The organism is Rhizorhabdus dicambivorans (assembly GCF_002355275.1).
Classification (GTDB): domain Bacteria; phylum Pseudomonadota; class Alphaproteobacteria; order Sphingomonadales; family Sphingomonadaceae; genus Rhizorhabdus; species Rhizorhabdus dicambivorans.
This window is the reverse complement of record NZ_CP023449.1, coordinates 1,996,225-2,019,331: the sequence shown is the minus strand read 5'-3', so window position 1 is coordinate 2,019,331 and position 23,107 is coordinate 1,996,225. Positions and strand designations below refer to the sequence as shown.

Here is a 23,107-nt window from a genome sequence, read left to right as displayed (position 1 = left end):
CTTGGCGATGCAGCGCTCTTCGCTGCCAGCCAGTCTTACATACCAGATCCTACATTTCAAGAACAAAAATAGAACATACTTGCCTTGTAGCATTTTGTTTGCTATTTGTTCCCATCAAGCCCAGCGTAGAACGCTGTCGGCATGACCTTGGACACTCCTGATCAGGCAATGGATCGTCAAGCAACCACCATGCAACCCGCCATCCTCGCCAACGCCCCCCGCTGCGGAGCCCGCACCCGCTCCGGTGAGCCATGCCGTTCCCCCGCCCTGGCGGGCGGGCGCCGCTGCCGGATGCATGGCGGCAAGGGCAGCGGCGCGCCGCGCGGCAATGCCAATGCCCTCAAGCATGGCGCCCGCTCCGCCGAGGTCCGGGAGATCGCCCGCTATCTCCGCCACACCAGTCGGGTGATCGCCCAGTGCCGGCTGGAACTGGCGGTGTTCAGCGCTGCCCGCCGAACCGCGCGGCTCGCACGTCTCGCACGGCTGGAACGGCGCCCCGATCCCCGGCCCGGGGAAAAAATAAAAAAAGCGACGATCAACCCCATGCACCCGGAAAAGGCGCACACCCGGCCCCGCCTTGTCAGCTGTATTACCCGACTATACAACCCCGGCATCCGATCCGAAGGAAGCCGCATGAAAAGCCTGTTTGCCGCCGTTGCTCTGGGCGCCATCTCCGTTCCGCTCGCCGCCGCGCCCGCCCCCGTCGCCCCGGCGGCGGCCCCCGCGACGCACGCCGGCCCCATTCCGCTCGGCATCCTCTCCGACGCGGCCACCCCCACCGCCTATCGGCTCGATCTCACCGTGCTGCCCGACCAGGAACGCTTCACCGGCCATGCCGAGATTGACGCCACGCTGAAGGCGGCGACCCGGTCGCTCTATCTCCACGGCCGCGATCTCAAGGTTTCCGCCGTCGTCGCCCGCGTCGGCAGGCGCACCATCAAGGCCGCCTACAGCCAGGTCGAGGACAGCGGCGTCGCCCGGCTCGATTTCGCGGAGGCGCTGCCCGCCGGCAAGGTGACGCTGGCATTCGATTATGACGCGCCCTTCGGCGACAGCGCGGCGGGCCTCTACCGGGTCAAGGTCGCCGACCAATATTATGCCTGGACCCAGTTCCAGTCGATCGACGCCCGCGCCGCCTTTCCCGGCTTCGATCAGCCCGGCTACAAGACGCCCTTCACCGTCTCGCTCACCACCCGCCCCGGCTATACCGCGCTCAGCAACGCGCCCGAGGTGCGGACGGTGAAGGCCGGCGATCTCGTCCGGCATGAGTTCGAGGCGACGAAGCCGCTGCCCACCTATCTGGTCGCCTTCGTCGTCGGCCCCTTCGCCACCGCCAGCGCGATGGTCGATCCCACCCCGCAGCGCGCCACGCCGCTGCCGGTGCGGATCGTCGGCACCCAGCCCTACAAGGACAAGCTGGATTTCGCGCTGGAGAATAGCGGCCCGATCGTCGCCCTGCTGGAGAAATATTTCGGCACCCCCTTCCCCTTCCCCAAGCTCGATCAGATCGGCTCCCCGGTGATGCCGGGCGCGATGGAGAATGCGGGCGCGGACATCTATGGCGATCCGATCCTGCTGCTCGATCGCGGCGCCTCGACCGATCAGAAGAAGAATTTCGGCATGATCGTCGCGCATGAGCTGTCGCACCAGTGGTTCGGCGATCTCGTCACCCCCGCCTGGTGGGACGATATCTGGCTGAACGAGAGCTTCGCCAACTGGATGGGCTATCGCATCGGCGATGAATGGCGCCCCGATCTGAAGATCTGGGCCGGCGCGCTGGATGAGGGCTTCGCGGCGATGAACACCGACGCGCTGAAGGCCGGCCGCCCGATCCACCAGCCGATCAGGACCAATGGAGAGATTGACAGCGCCTTCGACGCCGTGACCTACGGCAAGGGCGGCCATGTCGTCTCGATGATCGCCGCCTATCTGGGGGATGAGCGGTTCCGCGACGGCGTCCGCCTCCACCTGAAACGCTATGCCTATGGCAGCGCCAGCACCGATCAGTTCTTCGGCTCGCTGGCGGAGGCCGCGCATGATCCGCGCGTGCTGGAGGCGCTCAAGAGCTTCGTCGATCAGCAGGGCGTGCCCGTCGTCCGGGTCGAGCGCGGCGCGGACGGCCTCACCGTCAGCCAGAAGCGCTATGCGCTGCTCGGCACCGAACTGACGCCGCAGAGCTGGATCATCCCGCTCTGCGTGCGGATCGGCGACCAGCGCGATTGCTCGCTGCTCGACAAGCCTTCGGCCACCGTCGCGCTGAAAGGTGCCGGGGCGATCGTCCCCAATGCGGGCGGCACCGGCTATTACCGCTTCTCGCTGCCCGAGGCCGAATGGAAGACGCTGATTGCCGCCGGCGCGGGCCTGCCCTCGGGCGAGGCGTCGGCGCTGACCGACAGCCTGTGGGCCGGCTTCCGCGCGGGCGATGTCGCGCCCTCGCTGCTGCTCGATGCGGCGCGGGCGATGGCCGGCAATGATTATTCGGTCGCGGCGGTCGAAGGCGGCTCGCGGCTGGTCGGCCTGCGGCTGCGCGGTCAGATCGCCGGGGATGCGCTGCCCGGCTATCGCGCCTTCATGGCCCAGGTCTATGGCCCCCGCCTCGCCGCGATCGGCTTCGATCCCCGGGCCGGTGCGCATCAGGCCGACAATGCCGATCGGCAGAAGCTGCGCGCCGATCTCGTCAGCCTCGTCGCGGGGGAGGCGGAGGACAAGCCGTTGCGCGCCCGGCTGAGCAAGGCCGCCGCCGCCTGGCTCGGCGGCGATCAGGCCGCGCTCGATCAGGCCTTCCTGGGCGCCGGGTTCAGCGCCTATCTCGCCGAGGGCGGCGATGCGGCGCTCGCCACCCTGTTCGACAAGGCGATGGCGTCGGACGACACGCTGTTCCGCGACAATGCGCTCGGCGCGATGGGGGCCGTCGACCGCGCCGCCGCCGGCCGCTGGCTGCTCGCCCGCCTCGACGACAAGCGCGTCCGCGCCAGCGACCGGGTCAACCTGCTCGTCTCGCTCGCGCAGCAGCCCGAGACCCGCGACATGGCCTATGACTATGCCGTCGCCAATTACGACAGGCTCGCCAGCGGCAACGGCATCTTCTCGGTCAGCCGCCTGCCCGGCCTGCCGGGCCGCTATTGCTCGGTCGAGAAGGCCGCCGCGATCGAGGCGGCGCTGCGCCCCTACATCCTCAAGCAGCAGCGCGGCGCCCTCTCGCTCGACCGCACTGTGGAGCAGGTCCACAGCTGCGGCATCCTGCAGGCGAAGCGCGGCGCCGAGATCAGCGCGATGTTCGGAGGGAAGTGACGCCCACCTCCCTTCCCCTTTCCACCGTCACCCCGGGCTCGACCCGGGGTCCCGCTTCTTCTTCCGACGCCGACAAGAAAAGCGGGATCCCGGATCAGGTCCGGGATGACGATTTCAGGGAGTGGATTTCCTTACGAAAACACCACCGTCGTCGCGCCGTTCATCAGCACCCGGTCCTCCAGGAACGCGCGCACCGCGCTGGCCAGCACGCGGCGCTCGATGTCGCGGCCCTTGCGGACCAGATCGTCGGGGGTGTCGCGGTGGCTGACGCGCTCGGTGTCCTGCTCGATGATCTGCCCCTCGTCCAGGTCGGCGGTGACGAAGTGGGCGGTCGCCCCGATCAGCTTGACGCCGCGGGCATGCGCCTGGTGATAGGGCTTGGCGCCCTTGAAGCCCGGCAGGAAGCTGTGGTGGATGTTGATGCAGCGGCCGGACAGGAAGCCCGCCATCTCGTCCGACAATATCTGCATGTAGCGCGCCAGCACCACCAGCTCAGCGCCGCTCGCCTCGACGATCGCGCGAACCTGCGCCTCCTGCGCGGCCTTGTCGGCCTTCGACACCGGCAGGTGGTGGAACGGGATGTCGCCGAAGTCGAGATGGGCATAGGTCTCGCGCGGATGGTTCGATATGACGCCCACCGGCTCCATCACCAGCTCGCCGATCTTCCAGCGGTAGAGCAGGTCCGCCAGGCAATGGTCGAACTTGCTGGCGAGCAGCAGCACCTTCTTGCGCGCCGCCGCCGCGCGGAAGCGGTGGTCCAGCCCATGGTCGGCCGCGACCGGGGCGAAGCCCGCCTCCAACTGGTCGATGGTCGCGCCGCCGACCAGCGCGAACTCGACCCGCATGAAGAAGCGGCCGGTCAGCAGGTCGTCGAACTGCTGCGCCTCGATGATGTTGGCGCCGTGCCGCGCGAGCGATGTGGATACCGCCGCGACGATGCCGGGATGATCGACGCAGGACAGGGTCAGGATATGGGTCTCGGCCATCGCCGCCGCTTGGCGGTCCCGGCGCGGCCGGTCAAGCCCCGGTCATTTCACCACCGCCCGGAACCTGATCGTGAAGCTGTCCCCCGCGACCTGGCTGCCGCCGGTGCGGACGCGGATGTTGGTGACGTTGGGGTCGCTGCCGTCGGCGCCCGCGACCGGGGTGTAGGTCCAGGTCGCGCCATTGTCGTTCGAGAAGTCCAGCCCGTCGCTGCTGCTCGACAGGCTGGTATAGCTGTAGGTCAGGCCCGACAGGGCGCCGATCGTCACCGTCACGGGGTTGCCGGTGCCGACATGGAAGCTGACCCGGGACGGGATCGCGTCGGTGATGGTCACGCCGCGCGCGGTGCTCTGGAACAGCGCGTTCGACACCGTGATCACATAGTCGATCTGCGCGCCCGGCACCGCCTTGGGCAGCAGCGATCCGTTCAGCGGGTCCCAGGCGGTGCTCTGGCTCTTGCTGATCGTCAGCGCGGCCTCGGCGGCGGCGGCCGGCAGCGCGAGCGAGAGGAGAAGCGGCAGGGCGAAGCGGGTCATCCGAACCTCCGTCCCAGCCGGGCCAGCGATTGCTGGTCGAACTTCAGGCGCAGCGTCACATAGGGTCCCTGGCGCAGATAGCGGCCCTCCTCGAAGTCGCGGTCGTGGAAGCCCTTCACATTATAGCCCAGGCTGATCCACATATTGTCGGCCGGGCTGACGCCGACCGCGGGGCCCGCGCTCCACGCGACGGCCTTGTCCTTCCAGCTGTGCTGGACGCTACCGGAGATGCCGATGTCGAACCGCCGGCCGAGGTCGCGGCGCAGGTCGAAGCCGATCACGTCGATCAGCCCGTCGAAGCGGTCGTCGTCGAACCGGCCCTTCACATATTTGACGCCATGATAGAGCGCCGCCTCCCACCGCGCCTCGGCGCCCTCGGGCGCGTCGCGCCAGTTGATCGCGAGGTTGTTGATGATCCGGCTCGACAGCGCATCGGCGCCGTTCGCGGTCGGCACGCCGAGCAGATTGCCCGATCCGGCCCGCCCGTCGCCGCGCTCGTGGCGGAACTCGGTGCGGTTGAGCAGCGACCAGCGGCTGCCGATCGGCCGCCACGCTACCGCCAGGTCCGCCGACAGCGCCGCCGCCACCGCGCCGTCGCGGTTCGCGATCCGGTACCAGCGCAGCGACGATGCGATCGTCCGCCCCCCGCCCAGCCGGCGCAGCAGGTTGCTCGCCACGCCCCAGCGCGTGGTCGCGTCGCCCCGGCGATGCTCGGCGCGGCCGTTCCACGACCAGCCGCCCGACTGCCACGCCACTCCCAGGCTCACCGCGCTGTAATCCTCGTTTGCCGGCCCGTCCTGACCGATCGATCCGCCCGAGGCGACCGGATGCAGCGGGTTGACGATCTGCCCCGGCGCGATCCGCCCCTTCACCGTTCGGCTGCTGTCGAGCGAGCCGTCGACCGTCCAATGCGCGCCGATCGGCAGCGACTGGGCCATGCCGAACTGCGCGAAGGCGCGCGGCCCGCTCTCGCCGACGCTCTCCCGGTTCAAGGTGGTGGTGAGCTTGCCGCCCGCCCAGGGCGTGACGTCGAAACCGGCGCGGATGCCCTGCGCACTCGCACGCTCGCCCTTCGCCATCTCATAGCCGCCGATCAGCCGCACCGCATCGCTCAGGCGATAACCGGCGTCGACCGTGCGGCGTACAGGGAAGTCCGTGCTCGCCCTGTCGCCGCCCAGCGCGAACTGGTTCTCGGCCGCCACAAGCAGCCTGCCCCCGAACAGTTCCTTCGACCCGCCGAGCGCGATCAGCCGCGACTTCGCCGGGATATTGCCGACCCCGCGATCGTCGGCGATCTTCACGCCGGCATGGAAGCTGGCGCCATCGCCGCGCCACTCGGCGCGCGCGTCGATAGCGTCGCGCCGCGCCGGCCCGGTCAGCGACTGCTGGTGCCAGGCGGCGGCACTGATCGCGATGCGCCGGCTCAGCCTGATCCGTCCGTCCGCCCCGATTTTGCGGGTGCCCGCCTCGACGACATTCTGCTGGCCGACGCCATAATCCTGGTCCTGCTGACGGACATAGGCGGTGAGGTCGATCCGCGCGTCATGATGCTCGATCTCCGCGACATAGGCGCGATTGCCGCTGCCGCCGCGCACCCCGCCCGCCGCCGCCTCGACCCGCAGTTCGGTGTTCACCGCGATCTTCGCCCGGACGTCGACACCGCCGACCGTCGCGGTGCCGCTGGTCTCGTCGCGCAGCATGGTGGCGCCGGCCTCGACCTTGCCGCCCAGCAATGCGACGGCCGCCCGGCCACCCGCCACCAGCCGCTTCGCGCCGGTCCCGTACAGCTCGTAATCGACCACGATGAAGTTCGGATGGCCGTCCGGATCGCGCGACAGCACCGGCGCCTTGAAGATCAGCGTGCCATTGTCGCCATCGATGTCATAGTCGATGTGACGGGTCAGATACTGGCTGCCGACGATCACGTCGGAGCGGAAACGGTCGCGCGTCTCGATCCGCACCTGTTCGCTGTTCGGGACGATCTGCCGGCCGCGCAGGCGATAGGGGCCGGTCAGGCCATTGCCCTGAATCTCGTCCCGGACATGCCGCTCCTCGCTGTTCGCGGCGAAGCCGGTGAAGGATATGACGCGCCCGCGAAACTCGCCCTTGAAGCCGTTCAGCGTGCGATTGAAGCGCGTCAGTTGCGCCTCGCTCAGGTCGGTGCGGTAGTCGCCGTAGAGCGCGTAGAACTGCCGCCGTTCGAGCCGCAGATAGAGCTTGCCGCTGGTCGCCGCGTCATGGCCCTGGCTCGTGCCGTCGCCATAGACGGTGTAATAGCGATCGGGATCGATGGTACCGAGCAGGCCGCGGTCGCGGTCGGCCTTGCGCGCGCTGTCATAGGCCATGGTCAGCAGCCAGCTGCCCCGGATCCGGCCCTTGGCATAGAAGGCAAGCTGGCCATCGGCGAAGCTGTCGCTTCTGCCCAGGGCGCCCGCCCTGCGCGCCTTGCCCGACAGGATCGAATGCCCGACCGTGCCGGCGCCGAAGCCGACCACCACCCATTCGCGCGCGGCCGCTTCCAGCCAGGGACGGATTTCCTGCGTCCGCGTGCGCTCGCCGTCCGCGAAGCTGAGCACCAGACGGGCCGCACCCGCCTGCGTGGTCGGCTCCAGCGCGATCAGGGCCACGCCTTCATCATCGCCGACCCGCGCCGTCGGCGCGCCCCGACCAAGCCCGGCGAGCGGCTTCTGCTCCTGCGCCGCCGCCTCGACGGCCGCCATGTACGGCGCTTCGATCTGGAAGGCGACCGGCGTGCCCTTGCGCACCGGCCTGCCGTCACGGTCGAGCAGCCGCACGGCGATCAGGGGCCGGCCGATCCCATCGGCCGCAAGGCTCGAACGCTCGCGCAGATATTCGGCGCGGACCGCGCTGTTCGCGTAGTGCACGGTACGGGTCAGCGTGGCGGTTGTCCGTCCCGATGCATCGATGACGCGCGCCTCCAGAAGATTGTCGCCCTCCTTGAGCGGCAGGCCTGTCCATTTGGCGATCACCACCCGGCCATTGCCGTCGCCCTGATCGCGCGCAAGCGCATCGACCGGCGCGCCGTTCAGGCGGAGGTCGATAGCCTGCCCCCGCAGATGCTTTATCACCACGCGCAGCACCGGGGCGCGGGGATTGTGATCGGCCATCGGAAACAGCCAGTCGACGCCCGGTTCCTCCCCGGCCCAGTCGAGCCAGTCGATGCCGTTGCCGGCGGCGCTGGCATCGTCCGCGACCACGGGTGCCGCCTGCTCTGCGGTCGCGGCCGTCTCGGCCCGCACCAGCGCGAAATCGACCCGCTGCAGGGTGCCGCCCTGCCCTTCCACGAAGCGCGAGATCGCGCTGCCAGCAGCGCGGCTGTCGTCGTCGCAGACGATCGGCCGATAGCCGCCCTTCAGGCTCTGGCTGTCGAGCTGGACGACATGGCGGCCCTTGCGGATGCCTTCGAAATGATAAAGCCCGTCCCTGTCGGTGACGACATAGGTTCCGTCTTCCATCAGCAACCGGACATCCGCGACGCCCTTGCGCGCCGCGCCGGTGACGCCGCAACCGCCCTCGCTGACTCGCCCCACGATCGTCAGCGCATCGCTGTTCAGGAGCGGGCGGATCCGGACGGCGGCGCTGCCGGCGGCACTGCGCGCACCGCCGGCGTCGGTCGCGATCGCGCGGTTGAGTGCCTCCCCCACCGGCGCGCCCGGGACGATCGTGACGCTGTAGCGTATCTCCAGCGATGCCCCGGGCCGCATCACGCCGGGACGGAAGGTGAGGCTGCGGCCGTCAGCGCCGACCTCCGGCTCGGCTACACCACGGGTCGAGCCTTTTCGGTAGCGCATCCCGGGGGGCAACAGGTCGGTGATGGTGACGCCCGGAATGACTTCCGAGCCGTCACGGTTGGCGAGGCGCAGCCGGTATTGGACCGCATCGCCGGGCGAGGCAGTACGTACCGAGGCGATCTTGTCGAGGGTCAGCGGCCCGCCGCTCGGATCGACCGGAATATCCACCTGAAGGGGATCCAGATCCACCAGCGCGAAGCCCCGGGCATAGGACGCATCCGAGACGATGAAGACGCCCCCCGGCCCTTCCAGGCTGGCGAGTTGATCGGGCGATACGCGGGAAGGCGCGCTGTAGCCGGGCGGCGGCTCGACCACGATACGGTAGCGGCCGGGCATCACCAGCGGGAAACGATAGCGGCCGCTCTCGGCCGCATAGACCGCCCCACCGCCATCGGTGACCGCCTGCCCGCTGACCACCGTGGAGGGATAGGGGCTGACACCGTCGTCGCCGAACACGCGGGCGGGCTGGCCGCTGTCGGCATCGACCAGGCGAACCGTGGCACCATCGATCGGACGGCCGCTCAACGAGTCGAACACGAAGCCATATGGATCGATCAGTGCGGTGTCGCTGGCATTGTTGGTGGTATCGCCGGCGCCATCGAAATCGACGGTGATGGTTTCGCGGGCATAGGTCTGAAGCTCGCAATCCTGCGGCACCGCATCGGCCATCCTTGACCCGATCGCGCCGGTGAAGACGCCGCTGTCCGGCGCGGTCTCGGTCAGGGCGAGATGCTCGACATCGCCAAGGCTCGACCGGATCGCCACTCTCGACCGGTCGAGCGCCCCCGGATCGAGATTACCGGAGGGATTGGTCAGTTCGACCAGCACCGTCGCGTTGGCGGCATAGCTTTCGCTGTCGGTATAGGCTCCCGCACCGGGCTCGCTTAGCCCATCGCCGTTCAGCGTGAGCCGGCCGTTGCCGCAGGCGGCGACCGGCAGTTTACCGGCGAAGGCCGCGGGCAGCCGCATGAAACGAACCGAGGCCGGAAGCCCGCCGGTCGGTACCAGCGTAACGGTGTTCGATTGCACCTGCTGCCGGGCGCCGCCCGTGCCGAAGCTGAGGGTCGCGGTGTTGGAAATGGTCCCGGCCCCGGCGGCCATGGTCGAGACCATGGCGGCGAGGCCGATCAGAATCGCGCGCGGCACGGCACGATGGAGCCTGCCGGGCAAGGCTCCGCCGGTTCCCGGCCGCACGGTCGGGATCAAGGTGCTGATTCCTGACAAGGATTCAGATCAGTTGACGGTCACCCGGAAACGCGCGGTGCGGGTGGCCCCCGCCGCCAGCGACGCGATGGTCGCCTTCACGTTCGTCCCGTCATATTCGCCTGTGTCGGAGTCGTTGGCATCGGTCACCGAACTGCCGTCGGCGTTGCAGACGCCGAGCAGAGTGGTACCGCCGACAAGGATACTGCCCGCCTGGAAGGTCGAATTGGCCGGAATCGGATCGGTGATGGCGATGTTGGTGGCAGTGCCAGTGCCTGCATTCTTCACCTGGATGCAATATTCGATCACGGCCCCCGGGATCGCCTTGGGAAGCAGACCGAGATTGAGGGGATCGCTGATCGTCACCGCCGTCTTGGTCACCTCGATCGACGCCGTACCCACCGCATATTCGCCCACCGCCGAAGCACGGCCGTCACGGGTGGCATCCAGCGTGCCGCTGGCGTCCGCGAAGACGTTGTCGATCGCATTGGCGGTGTCGCCCAGCAAGGTTGCGACGAGATCCGAGCCAAGCGAACCGTTCGAGCCGCCCGCCGCCGCAACCGCGATCAGGCCGACGCCCGCGAAGGGATTGGCCGGCAGGCTGGTGGGTATGTCGGCGACGAGGAACACCGTCACCGAAGCGTCGGCGGCCAGTTCGTCGATATAGGTCGCGGTGTCGGTGCCGGCTTCGTAGGTGCCGTTGCCGTTGGAATCGACGAAGACCCGCAGATTGTCGACATCGAAGCTGTCGCTGTGGCCGAGCAGGGTGAGCACCAGCGAATTCTGCTGGTCCTTGATCAGCCGGAAATCCTGCACCGCGTTGGTGTTGTTGGTGACCGTGAAGGCGATTACCGCATTGGTATCGCCCGCGGTGACATTCGTGGCCTGGCCGCCGACCTGGGCGACCGTGACGTTGACCTTGCGGTCCACCAGGAAGGCGGCCGCGTTCGACGAGACGGGGGTCTGCGCGACGCCGCCGATCGTGTAGGCGACGCTTGCCGTGTTGGTGACGCTGGTGCCGGCGGTGGTGCCGGAAGCCGCGTGGGCGGTGCTGGAAAGAACCAGCGACAGCGCGGTGGCGGACAGCGCGCCGCGACAGGATATGTTACGCAACATTGGAAAATACTCCCTTCGGAAAGCGGATCAGCGCAGCGCGGCGTGGAACGAGACCTCGCCCCCCGCCCCCGGCTGGACCGGCGCGACGACGCGCCAGCGGACATGGACGACATCGGAGAGGCGGGCCGGGCGGCGGACGCCCCCGGGCCCGGTGATGCTCAGATCGGCGAGCCGGCCGAAGCGGCTGCCGTCAATCGACACCTCCGGTTCCGCACCGGCCCCCGCACCGCGATAGATCATCGACGGCGGCACCGGGCTGTCGAGCATGATATCCGCGACAGGCTGGGTTCCCGTATTGCGATAGGCGAGGACATAGACCATCGGATCGCCGGGAACCGCGCGTTGCGCGGGGACGAGCCGTTCCGTGGTGGCGCCGGAAGCGAGCTTCGTCGCCTCCGTCCTGAATATCTTCGTCTCCAGAGCGATGCCGGCCTGGGCCGGTACACCGGTCATCGCGGCGATGGCGGCGAGGAAGAGTATCCTGGCCTTCATGTCGTTACTCCTTCTCATGCTCAATTGATCCGAACCTGGAAACTGATGCTGCGCATCGCGGGCGCGGCGACATCACCGAGCGAGACCGCGACGCGATGGCCGTCGAAGCGGCCGGCATCGTCGCCCGCCGCGTCACTGAGGCGCGCGCCGTCGAGGAACAGGCTGCCGGGCACATAGGTGGTGCCCGTCGGGATGGCGTCGGCGATCACGGCGGCGCTGGCAACGCCCGAACCGGTGAAGCGACCCTCGATCGCATAGGTGACGATCGCGCCGCGGCGCGGCTGGGCGCTGCCGTCAGGCGCCGAGACCCGCTGCGTCTTGGCCAGGCTGGCGACCAGCGAGCCGGGCAGCGGCGCCGCAACATCGACGACCACCCCGCCGGAAGGCCCGATCACCGCATCGCTGCCGCCGTCGCCGGCGCCGACGATCGCGGTGCCGGCCCCGCCGGTGCCGGTTCCCGACGTGATGGGCAGGACGACATGCCCGCTGCCCTGGCCGCTTCCGACAACGAACAGACGGACCGAACCGCCCGGCGCCACCGGCGGCGTCCTGCCGCCGGGCGCGATCGCGGGATCGATGCCGGCATCGTAGCAGCCATTGCCGTTGCCATCGAAATAGACGCCCGAGGAAGCGAAATCCGCGCCGCCCCCGGCCAGCGGTGCCCCCGGCGCGAAAGCCTCCATGCCATTGCCGATATTGGTGACGTCGAACGCCACCGCGATGTAGCCATCGGCGTTCGCGACGCTGCAGACCGGGGCCGGCGCGACGGTGAATTCGATGATCTCGCCGATCCGGAACTCGACCCGGTTCGACGGCAGCGCGAAGACGCCGCCATCGAGGCGATAATCGATCCGTGCGACGTTGCTGATCATCGTGCCGGCGGGCGTTGAGGCGCCCGACTGCGCACCTGCCACACCCCATAGCAGGAAAAACGCGGAAAGCTTCCACGGACGACGATCAGAAAATAATCGAAACAGCGACAGAAAATCACCCCATTATGGATGTAAATACCTAGCCCATATTTATCGGACCTGGTTAATTTCCCGGATCGTTCACCAAGATCGGACGACTACGTAAATTTACATCATCGTTAGACAAATGACTGAGATCGGGATGCTGGCGATACTTTTGTCTAATATTTGTCAGTTCTTGGAAACGGGCGAGGATCCGGCCTCCAGGCAACGCCACAGGCCGCGGCAACCGGAATCGGCGCCGCAGAAGGAGGCGGTCACGCGGGTTTCGCTGGATAGCGTTCCGGCATGGGCAAGGCACATAAGATCGCCGCTGTCGCTACGATAGACGTGCAGCCGATGGTCGGCGGCCTGACGGGCCGCTCGATCGCCCTGGCGGGCGCCTGGCGACATCCGCCGCCCGCTTATCGTGTAAACACCCATTCTCCATGCCCCCGGTTTGACCGGTGGCGAGCGAAGCCACGGAAATGTTTAACGATCAGTCAGAAAAGTCGCGTCGAGCAGATAACCGCCACCAAAGTATGAGGGTGCGTGAGAATTGGGGCCGCCCTCTTCGTGCCGCCCCGGGCCTTCGAGGCGGCGGCACTGGAATGGTCAGCGACGCGACGCGCCATTCCCGCCCAGCGTCTCCAGCGTCAGCGCCCGGACCGTGGGCCATGCCGCGCTGTTGTCCTGCAGCGACAGCCAGGCGGCGCTGAGCGCGGGAAAGCCGAGCGTGCCGGCGAGGCCCCCCACCCTATGTCCCACCGGCCGGGGGTCGGCGCCGCCATCGATCTCCGCCACCGCCTCGGACAGATGGACGTGGAGCCGCTCGATCATCGAGGCCGCCGCCTCCTCCCCTAGCAGTTTCGCCAGGGGACTTTCCTCGGAAAGCTCTCCGACCCGGTCGGCGCCCAGCCAGCGACGGGCCAGCGCGATCAGATCGGCGGCCTTGAACGGCTTTGGGAGCCAGCCGTCGAAACCGCGATCGATGAAGTAGCTTTCGCCCGCCGCCGGCCGCATCGTGGTGAAGGCGACGATCGGGCAATCAGCGAGCCACGGCCGCATCCGGCGCAACGATCCCACCAGTTCACGGCCATCGTCGGCGCCAAGCTGGATGTCGAGCAGGATAAGCGCGAATCGCTGCCGCATGACCGCGGCCAGGGCTTCGTCCGAATCGGCGACGGCGGCCACCTCCACGCCACGCCCTCCGAGCAGCGCGGAAACCATGGCATGATAGGCCGCTTCATCGTCGATAAGGAGAATACCGTATTTTTCCATCATTTTCCCCGAGGCTTGATAAGGTTAGTAACGTATCATCAACCGTCCTTCCATCGGCCTGTGGGCGGGGCCCTGGAAGAAGGCGGACGGTGGGCGCACATCGCCCACCCTGTGAACGGGGATGTTGATGTGTCGAACGGGAGGATATTGATCGCGGATGACCATCCGCTGATCCGTGAAGGTATCCAGCTTTCGATGCGGGCGCGCCATCCGGGCTATGCGGTTGACGTCGCCGGATCGATCGCCGAGGCGGAGGCCTTCATTCAGCGCAACGGCGCCTATCGGCTGCTGCTGCTTGACTATGAGTTGCCCGACGCGAAGGGCTTCGGCGGCTTCTTCAAGCTCCAGCATCTGCTGGGCCGCACGCCGATCGCCATCATATCGGGCCATGACAGCGAGCATATGGTGTCGACCGCGCAGGCGGTGGGCGCGGCAGGCTTCCTGTCGAAGCGCCAGCCGCTCGACATCACCATCGCCGGGATAGAGATGATCCTGAACGGCGGGCGGGTCTTCCCGCCCTCGCCGGGGCCCGATGCCCAGACCGACGTGCTGCGCAAGCGCCTCGAAAGCCTGTCCGGCGCGCAGCGGCGCGTGCTGCTCGCGCTGGCCAGCGGCGATCTCAACAAGCAGATCGCCGCCGATCTGGGTGTCTCCGAAGCCACGATCAAGGCCCATTTGTCTGCGATCTTCCGGAAGCTGGGGGTAACCAACCGGACACAGGCCATCCTGCTGATGCGACCGCTGCTGCAACCATCGTGACGCTGCGCCCCCCTTACCGCCCCCGAATCCGTCCGAGCTGGGCGCAGGTTGCCCTGCTTGCCGCGCTCGCGCCGATCCTGCTCGCCGCGATGGCGCTTTGGCTGGGCAAGGAGAGCCATCACGCCGAGACGGCGCGTCGGGAACTCAGCCGATCGTTCGAATATCAACGCGAGGTGGAACGGCTCGCGTCCCTGATGAAGGACGCCGAGACCGGCCAGCGTGGCTATCTGATCGCGGGCGACCCGGCTTTCCTGCAACCCTATGAGGAGGCCCGGGCCGGCGTCGACGAGCAGATCGTGCGCGTCGACCAACTGACGCCGGCCAATGGTCCGCAAAGGGCGGACCTCACTCTGCTCAAGCAGCTGATTGCGGCGAAGTTCACGGAAATGCAGGCCCTGCTCGACGTCCACCACCGCGCCGGTGCGGAGGCTGCGGCAGTCCGGCTTCGGCAGGGGCTAGGCAAGAGGCTGATGGACGATATCCGCCGGGTGGTCGACCGGATGGACCGGCGCGGCGTGGACCATGTCGAGGCCGCGCGGCAGAGAGAGACCGACCGCCGGGCCCGCAACGCCGCCACGATCTGGTGGGCCATTGCCCTGATCGCGATCGCCGCCGCCATCGCCGGCTTCCTGATGGGCCGCAGCGCGCGGCTGCGCAGCCAGCTTGCGATCGAGAATGAGGAGCAGGCTGCCCGGCGGCGGGCCGTGTTCGATGCCGTCACCGACGGGCTTATCACCGTCAACCCCAGCGGCTCGATCGAGAAGGTCAACCCGGCCGGCGAGCGCATCTTCGGATACAGCACCGACGCGCTGCTGCGCCGCGACATCTCGACGATCATCGACATCGCCCCGGGCGAGGGCTCCTTCCTGGAGCGGGTCGGGCTACGCGACGGCGAACTGCAGAAGACCGAACTGCTCGACTTCCCCGGCCACACCGCCGAGGGCGAGAATATATCGCTCGACATCGTCATGGGCACGATGCCGCTGCCCGATGGCGTGCATATCGTGCTGGCGGTCCGCGACGCGACCGCGCGCAAGGAGATCGACCGGCTCAAGGACGACTTCATCTCCACCGTCAGCCACGAACTGCGCACGCCGCTGACATCGGTGGTCGGTTCGCTGGGGCTGCTGCGCAGCGGCGCCGCCGGGCAGCTGCCGGTCGAGGCGCAACGGCTGGCCGAGATCGCCGAGACCAACAGCCAGCGGCTCATCCGCCTGATCAACGACATCCTGGACATCGACCAGATCCGCAAGGGCCGGATGGCGTTCGACTATGCCGTGATCGACCTGCGCGACGTGATGACCAAGGCGGTGGACGCGATGCAGGGCCTGGCCGACCGGCGCGAGATCCAGATCGAGGCGCAGGTGCCCAGCAACCCGGTGATGGCATGCGCCGATGCCGACCGGCTGGTCCAGGTCGCCAGCAACCTGCTGTCGAACGCGATCAAATTCTCCCCCGAGGGATCGGTAGTGCGCTTCGAGCTGCACGAGGGCCAGGAGGACCATGTCATCCAGGTCACCGACCAGGGGCCCGGCATCGATCCGGATTTCGCCAGCAGCATCTTCAGCCGCTTCGCGCAGAGCGCCCGGCCCAACAGGCAGATGATCGCGGGCACCGGCCTCGGCCTCGCCATCTCGCGGGAGATCGTGCGCAGTCATGGCGGGGAGATATCGTTCGAGAACCGGCGCGAGGGCGGCGCCCGCTTCGCCTTCAGCATTCCGCGCGACTCCGCCTATGCGGCGAACGTCAACGGTTCCGCCCGGCTGCTGATCTGCGAGGACGATCATGACGCGGGCCGCACGATCCAGTCGATCCTGACCGCGCACGGCTATGCCAGCGACCTGGTGACGACAGTGCGCGATGCGATCGCCCATGCCCGCGCGCACCCCTATAACGCGATCCTGCTCGATCTCACCCTGGCCGATGCCGACGGGATGGACGTGATGCGCGGGCTGCGCAGCGACGGCAGCGTGCGGACCCCGCCCGTCATCGTCATCTCGGGCCTCGCGCCGCCGACAGATCTCGACGACATGAACGGCTATGCCGGCTGGCTGCAGAAGCCGTTCGATCCGCCGCGGCTGATCCAGTTGATACAGCGAGCGATCCGCCGCTCCGACCAGCGCAAGGCGGTCATCCTCCATATCGACGACGACGACGACACGCGCGAGCTCTTCTCGGCGGCGCTCGCCGGGCGCGGCCTGCTGCTGAGCGCCACCAGCCTGGCCACCGCGCGGATGATCCTGGCCGAACGGCGCCCCGACGTCATCGTGCTCGACCTCGGCCTGCCCGACGGATCGGGCGGCTCGCTGCTCGCCGAGGTGAAGGAGGGCGACAACCCCTTGCCCGTGGTCGTCTATTCGGCGCAAGAGATCGACGAGGCCACCCGCAGGCTCGCCGACGCGGTGCTGGTCAAGTCGCGGCGCGCGCTGCCCAAGCTGGCGTCGACCATTTTGGATATCGTTGATCGGCACGGGGGACCGCAATGAGCGAAAAGACCCGAATCCTCTATGTCGATGACGAACCCGACATCCGCCTGATCGTCGAGATGGCGCTGAAGATGCGGCCTGAATTCGACGTGCGCACCGCCGGATCGGGCGAAGATGCGCTGTCGCTGCTGCGCTGGGGCGACTGGCAGGCCGATCTGGTGATGGTCGATGTGATGATGCCCGGGCTCACCGGCCCGGACGTCCTCGCCGCGCTGCGCGCCGATCCGCGCTTCGACAAGGTGCCGGTGGTGTTCATCACCGCCCGCGCCCGCCCGCAGGACATCCGCGACTATGTCCATCAAGGGGCCAAGGCGGTGATAACCAAGCCGTTCGACCCCATTTCGCTGGCCAGCCAGGTGGTGGCGCTGCTCGACTGACAGCGCGGCAGCGACGCGGATCATTGCGATGACGGCACGTCCGTCATAGGCTGCCGGCCGGGGGCGGTACGGAGAGACTATGCGCGGTCTGCTGCTACGCCTTGCCCCGGTGCTGCTGATGCTGGGTTCGGTCGCCTCGTCGCAGGGCGGCGGGCCGACCATCGTCAGCGCCGCGCCGGGCGGATCGGCCAATGCGATCCGCAACTTCACGATCCGGTTTTCCGCACCGATGGTGCCGCTGGGTGAGCCACGCGCGCGGGGGCCGTTCGACATTGCCTGCCCCGTCGCGGGCGTGGGCCGATGGACCGACCAGCAGGGCTATGACTATGAATTCTCCGAGCCGCTGCCCGGCGGGGTGCGCTGCACGCTGACGCTGCGCGCCGGCCTGAAAGGGCTCGACGGCGCGCCTCTGCTCGGGCCGGCGACCCGCTATGTGCTCGACACCAGCGCGCCCGACGTGCGCGCGATCCTGCCGGCCCGCTATGAGGGCGCGATCCAGCAGGACCAGAGTTTCCTGATCGCGACCAACGTCCCCGCCGATCGCGCCTCGGTGGCGCGCGAGGCCTATTGCGCAGTGGACGGGATCGGCGAGAAGCTGCCCGTCGACCTGCTGCCGCCCGACGTTCCGGGCAAGCTGATCGCCGGGCTGCCGAACAATTACCAGCTGCGCTCCTTCCTGGAGGAGGCCGGGCTGACGCTGGACAAGGCGAAGGCGCCGGGCGGAACCCGCACGCTGATCGCGCTGCGCTGCCGCCGGCCGCTGCCGCCGGGGCGCGACATGGCGCTGATCTGGCCGAACGCCATCACCGGCAATGGCCGCGCCGCGCTGGAGACGAAGCGCTTCGACTATCGCGTGATCGACGAGTTCACCGCCCGCTTCGAATGCTCGCGCACCAACCCGCGCGCCGGATGCAACCCGGTCGAGCCCGCCTATGTCCGCTTCAGCGCACCCGTGCCGCGCGCGACGGCAGCGGCGATCCGCATCAGGCTGGCCGATGGAGCGCAGCTTGCGCCTACGGGCTTCGACGAGGGCGACGGCAACCGCTCCTCTCCTACCGTCCAGAGCGCCAAGTTCCAGATCTCCTCCGATCGCAAGGCGACCACGGCGACGGTGCTGCTCCCCGCCGCCGTGCGCGACGAGAATGGCCGGCCGCTCGCCAATGCCCGCCGCTTTCCGCTGGCAGTCCGGTTCGACGCGGCGCCGCCGCTCGCCAAATTTGCGGCGCCCTTCGGCATATTGGAAGCGGCGGAAGGCGGCGTGCTGCCGCTGACCGTGCGCGCGGTGGAACCCAAGCTGGCCGGGAAACGGATCGCCCTGTCCGGCAAGACCCTGCGGCTCGGCCAATCGGACGGGGAGATCGCCGCCTGGCTGCGCCGGCTCGACGATGCCGAGGAGAGCGAGTTCGTCCGCGAGAATGAGGACTCGGACGTCTGGATCAACCGCACCCGCGATACGCCGCTGCTCGGCGATCAGCCCGGGCTGAGGCCGACCAGCGTGGCGCTGCCCGGCAAGGGCAAGGCGTTCGAGGTGGTCGGAATCCCCCTCGGCAAGCCCGGCTTCTATGTCGTCGAAATGGCGAGCCCCCTGCTGGGCCGGGCACTGCTGGGCCGCAATGCTACCCGCTATGTGGCGGCGGGCGCTCTCGTCACCAACATGGCGGTGCATTTCAAATGGGGCCAGGCCGGTTCGCTCGCCTGGGTTACCCGGCTCGACAGCGCCGAGCCGGTCGCGGGCGCGGCGGTGCAATTGAGCGACAGTTGCACCGGTAAGATGCTGGCGCGCGGCGTGACCGACGGATCGGGCCGGCTGCTGATCCGATCGAAACTGCCGCAGCCGCAGACCTATGGTTCCTGCCAGGGCGACGGCCATCCGCTGATGGTCTCGGCGCGGAAGGACGGCGATTTCAGCTTCGTGCTGACGAGCTGGGACAAGGGGCTGAGCCCCTATGATTTCGACATGCCGTTCGAATGGGAGGATCGCCCGCTGATCTTCCACACCATCTTCGACCGCACGCTGATGCGCGCGGGCGAGACGGTCCACATGAAGCATGTGCTGCGCCGGCCGATCGCGACCGGCTTCGCGCCGATGGCGCTGAAAGGCACGCTGCGCCTCGCCCATCGCGGCTCGGACACCAAATATGACATCCCGATCGCGGTGGGCCGCGACGGCATCGCGCTGACCGACTGGACTGCGCCCAAGGGCACGCCGCAAGGCGATTACGACCTGTCGCTGATCGTCGGCGAGGAGACGATCTACGCATCGCAATCGGTGCGCGTCGACGAATATCGGCTGCCGACGATGCGGGCGACCGTCAGCGGCCCCAAGGATGCGCTGGTGCGGCCGAAGAGCGTCCCGGTGAACCTCTATGTCGGCTATCTGGCCGGCGGCGGCGCGGCCAATCTGCCGGTGCAGGTCCGCGCCAGCTTCGACCGGACGGCGACGAGCCCGAAAGGCTGGGACGGCTGGACCTTCGGCGGCGACCGGCTGGTGGAGGGCGTGACCCCGCTCGACGACGATAATCGCGACATGGCGACGCCGCTGCCCGCCGTCCAGCTGCTGGCACTCAACCTGGACCGCCAGGGCGCCGGGCGCAGCACCATCGCCATCCCCGCCAGCGTCCGCGACGGCGCGACCATGACCGTCGAGATGGACTATCCCGACGCCAATGGCGAAACCCTGACCGCGAGCCAGCGCATCGCGCTCAACCCCGCCAACATCCGGCTCGGCATCAGGACCGACGGCTGGATGATGAAGAAGGACGATCTGCGCCTGAAGCTGGTCGCGCTCGACCTGGACGGCAAGCCGGTGCGGGGCCGCAGCGTCAGCGTGAGGCTGTACAGCCGCGAGATCATGTCGTCGCGGCGGCGGCTGGTCGGCGGCTTCTATGCCTATGAGAACAACGCCAAGGTGACGCGGCTGGAGCCGAGCTGCACCGTCCTCACCGACGTCCGGGGCCTCGCGTCCTGCAAGATCGATCCGGGCGTCTCGGGCGAAGTCTATGCGGTGGCGACGGTGCGCGACGGGGCCGGCAACGAGGCGCGCGCGGTCACATCCGTCTGGCTCGCCGGGGACGACTGGTGGTTCGGCGGCGACAATGGCGACCGCATGGACGTGATTCCCGAGCAGCGCGAGTACAAATCGACCGACACGGCGCGCTTCCAGGTCCGCATGCCCTTCCGCTCCGCGACCGCGCTGGTGACGGTCGAGCGCGAGGGCGTGCTGTCGAGCTTCGTGACAAATTTGTCGGGCAAGGACCCGGTGATCGAGGTGCCGCTGCAGGGCTATTATGCGCCCGACGTCTATGTATCGGTGCTGGCGGTACGCGGGCGGGTGGCGGGCTGGCGGCTGTGGCTGGCCGAGTTCGCGCGCAAATGGCACCTGCCCTTCTTCCAGGAGCTGGCCGCCAAGCCGACCGCGCTGGTCGACCTCGCCAAGCCGAGCTTCCGCATGGGGGTGGCGAAGATCGACGTGGGCTGGGACCGGCACCGGCTGGCGGTCGACGTCCGCACCGACAAGCCGCAATATCATGTGCGCGATAGGGCGCAGGTGGCGGTGACGGTCACCGATCCCTACGGCAAGCCGCCGCGCGCCGCCGAGATCGCCTTCGTCGCGATCGACGAGGCGCTGCTCGCCCTTGCTCCCAATGAGAGCTGGAAGCTGCTCGACGCGATGATGGGACAGCGTGCCCTCGCCGTACTCACTTCGACCGCACAGATGCAGGTGGTGGGCAAGCGCCATTATGGCCGCAAGGCGGTCGCCGCGGGCGGTGGCGGCGGCGATCTCAGCCAGGTGAACCGGGAGGATTTTCGCCCGGTGCTGCTGTGGAAGGGCCGGGTGCCGCTCGATGCCAGGGGCGTGGCTCGGGTCACGGTGCCGCTGTCGGACTCGCTCTCCTCCTTCCGCATGGTGGCGGTGGCGACGGCGGGCGCGGGAAGCTTCGGCACGGGAGCGGCGACGGTCCGCACCCAGCAGGATCTCAGCATCTACTCGGGGCTGGCGCCGCTGGTGCGATCGGGCGACCGCTATGGCGCGAGCTTCACGCTACGCAACGGCTCCAACCGGCCGATGACGGTGACGGCGCGGGTCACGGTCAACCCCAGCGTCGCGAAGGGACCACCGCTGAAGGTGACACTGCCGGCCGGAGGCGCGCAATCGGTGACCTGGTGGCTCAATGCGCCGCGCGGGATCGACAAGCTCACCTGGACGATCGACGCGCGCTCGGCCGACGGGCGCGCCGGGGACCGGCTGACCGTGGGCCAGAGCGTCGTCCCGGCGGTCCCCGTCGACGTCTGGGCGGCAACATTGCTGCGCGTCGGGCCGCAATCGCTGATCCCGCTCACCCCGCCGGCGGGGGCGCTGCCTGGTTTCGGCGCGGTCGAGGTGCGGCTGACCGACAGCCTGACCCCGCCGCTGGACGGGGTACGCCGCTATATGCGCGACTATCTCTACAACTGCTTCGAACAGCGCCTGTCCAAGGCGGTGGCGGTTGAGGATGTGGCGGCATGGAACCGGCTCGCCGCCGACATGCCCGCCTATCTCGATCGCGACGGATTGCTGCGCTACTTCCCCGAGGAGCGGATGGAAGGATCGATCGCGCTGACCGCCTATGCGCTGTCGATCACCGCCGAGATGGGCTTCCCGCTGCCCGAGGCCGAGCGGCAACGGCTGCTAGGTGCGCTGCGTGCGGTTGTCGAGGGACGGCTGACCCGCGATACTGCCTGGCAAGCCGACAACCGGATCGAGAAGCTCGCCGCCCTCGCCGCCCTGGCCCGCAACGGCGCGGGCGACCCGGCACTGTTCGGCCAGATCGGCATGGCGCCCGCCGATATGCAGAGCGCCTCGCTGCTCGACTGGGTGGTAGCACTGCACCGCACGCCGGGCAGCGACCCAGCCGCGATCACCGCCGCCGAGGCCGAACTGCGCCGCCGCATCGCCTATGAGGGATCACGGTTCGACCTGATCGACAATGCCAACGCGCCCTGGTGGATGATGAGCTCGGGCGACGAGACCGCCAACCGCATGGTCGCGGTGCTGGCCGGGCGGCCGGGCTGGCAGGACGACCTGCCCCGCCTGCTGGTCGGTGCCGCGCTCCGCCAGCAGCGCGGCCATTGGGACACCACCACCGCCAATGCCTGGGGCGTGGTGGCGGCGCGCAAGTTCACGGCGCTGTATCCGCCAGCCGCGATCAGCGGAACGACCCGGCTCGGCCTGCTCGGCGTGTCGCGCACGGCGTCCTGGCCCTCGTCCGGGCCCACGCTGCTGCGCTTCCCGCTGCCACGCGCAGGAGCTCCGCTCAGCCTGTCGCATCCCGGAGAGGCCGGCCCCTGGGCGCAGGTGCAGGTCTCTGCCGCCGTTCCGCTCAAGCAGGCCTTCTTCGCCGGCTATCGGGTCAGCCGCGAAGTGAGCGCCATCCAGCAGCGCACCCCCAACCGGCTGAGCAGGGGCGACGTGCTGCGCGTCCGCCTGACGGTCGAGGCGGGGGCCGAGCGCAACTGGGTGGTGCTCGACGATCCGATCCCGGCCGGGGCGACGATCGTGGGCGACCTGGGCGGCCAATCGGCGACGCTCGCAGCACAGGCGAGCGGTGGCGAAGGCATCCAGCCCTCCTATGTCGAGCGCGGGCAGGACGCATGGCGCGGCTATTTCGAATGGGTGCCGCGCGGACGCTTCACCGTCGAATATGCGGTGCGGCTGAACGCCGCCGGGCGCTTCCGGCTTCCGCCGACCCGCGTACAGGCGATGTACTCGCCCGAAATCCGCGCGGCGCTGCCCAACAGGCTGGTGTCGGTATCCCCACGGTGAGGCGATCGGCTTTTCTC

The 23,107-nt window shown here is 68.5% G+C and carries 12 protein-coding genes; 5 read left to right on the top strand and 7 right to left on the bottom strand.

Annotated elements, in window-relative coordinates:
• The first annotated feature begins 189 nt into the window (after window positions 1-189).
• Window positions 190-3,291 (top strand): M1 family metallopeptidase, encoded by a 3,102-nt coding sequence (locus CMV14_RS09650; RefSeq protein ID WP_269148374.1) that lies wholly within the window; start codon window positions 190-192, stop codon window positions 3,289-3,291.
• 131 nt (window positions 3,292-3,422) lie between these two features.
• Here CMV14_RS09650 and purU read toward each other — a convergent pair whose 3' ends face one another.
• From purU to CMV14_RS09610, 7 genes are all read right to left on the bottom strand, one after another.
• Window positions 3,423-4,277, bottom strand: a complete 855-nt coding sequence (purU, locus tag CMV14_RS09645) for a formyltetrahydrofolate deformylase (RefSeq protein ID WP_066967123.1) — start codon at window positions 4,275-4,277, stop codon at window positions 3,423-3,425.
• A gap of 42 nt (window positions 4,278-4,319) precedes the next feature.
• On the bottom strand, window positions 4,320-4,811 hold the full coding sequence (locus CMV14_RS09640) for a hypothetical protein (protein ID WP_066967120.1): 492 nt from the start codon (window positions 4,809-4,811) through the stop codon (window positions 4,320-4,322).
• Complete coding sequence (locus tag CMV14_RS09635; RefSeq protein ID WP_238147243.1) at window positions 4,808-9,829, bottom strand: hypothetical protein; 5,022 nt, start codon at window positions 9,827-9,829, stop codon at window positions 4,808-4,810. The genes CMV14_RS09640 and CMV14_RS09635 overlap by 4 nt, the downstream gene beginning before the upstream one ends.
• A gap of 27 nt (window positions 9,830-9,856) precedes the next feature.
• Window positions 9,857-10,942, bottom strand: a complete 1,086-nt coding sequence (locus CMV14_RS09630) for a DUF11 domain-containing protein (protein ID WP_066967117.1) — start codon at window positions 10,940-10,942, stop codon at window positions 9,857-9,859.
• 27 nt (window positions 10,943-10,969) lie between these two features.
• Window positions 10,970-11,434 (bottom strand): hypothetical protein, encoded by a 465-nt coding sequence (locus tag CMV14_RS09625; protein WP_066967114.1) that lies wholly within the window; start codon window positions 11,432-11,434, stop codon window positions 10,970-10,972.
• A 20-nt stretch (window positions 11,435-11,454) separates the two neighbouring features.
• On the bottom strand, window positions 11,455-12,306 hold the full coding sequence (locus CMV14_RS09620; RefSeq protein ID WP_139114753.1) for a hypothetical protein: 852 nt from the start codon (window positions 12,304-12,306) through the stop codon (window positions 11,455-11,457).
• Between the two features lie 693 nt (window positions 12,307-12,999).
• A complete protein-coding gene (locus CMV14_RS09610) occupies window positions 13,000-13,665 on the bottom strand; it encodes a response regulator (protein ID WP_238147242.1) in 666 nt (221 codons plus the stop codon).
• Window positions 13,666-13,794: 129 nt separating this feature from the next.
• Here CMV14_RS09610 and CMV14_RS09605 point away from each other — a divergent pair, with 129 nt between their 5' ends.
• The 4 genes from CMV14_RS09605 to CMV14_RS09590 all read left to right on the top strand — a co-directional run bounded on the left by CMV14_RS09605 (window position 13,795) and on the right by CMV14_RS09590 (window position 23,090).
• A complete protein-coding gene (locus CMV14_RS09605; RefSeq protein ID WP_066967102.1) occupies window positions 13,795-14,424 on the top strand; it encodes a response regulator transcription factor in 630 nt (209 codons plus the stop codon).
• Window positions 14,421-16,910, top strand: coding sequence for a CHASE3 domain-containing protein (locus CMV14_RS09600; protein WP_066967099.1), 2,490 nt, complete (start codon window positions 14,421-14,423; stop codon window positions 16,908-16,910). The genes CMV14_RS09605 and CMV14_RS09600 overlap by 4 nt, the downstream gene beginning before the upstream one ends.
• Entirely contained in the window at window positions 16,907-17,287 is a 381-nt protein-coding gene (locus CMV14_RS09595) for a response regulator (RefSeq protein ID WP_066967096.1), read from the top strand. The genes CMV14_RS09600 and CMV14_RS09595 overlap by 4 nt, the downstream gene beginning before the upstream one ends.
• A gap of 79 nt (window positions 17,288-17,366) precedes the next feature.
• Window positions 17,367-23,090: an alpha-2-macroglobulin family protein gene (locus tag CMV14_RS09590; RefSeq protein ID WP_066967093.1), complete on the top strand. Its 5,724-nt coding sequence runs from the start codon at window positions 17,367-17,369 to the stop codon at window positions 23,088-23,090.
• The last annotated feature ends 17 nt before the right edge of the window (window positions 23,091-23,107 follow it).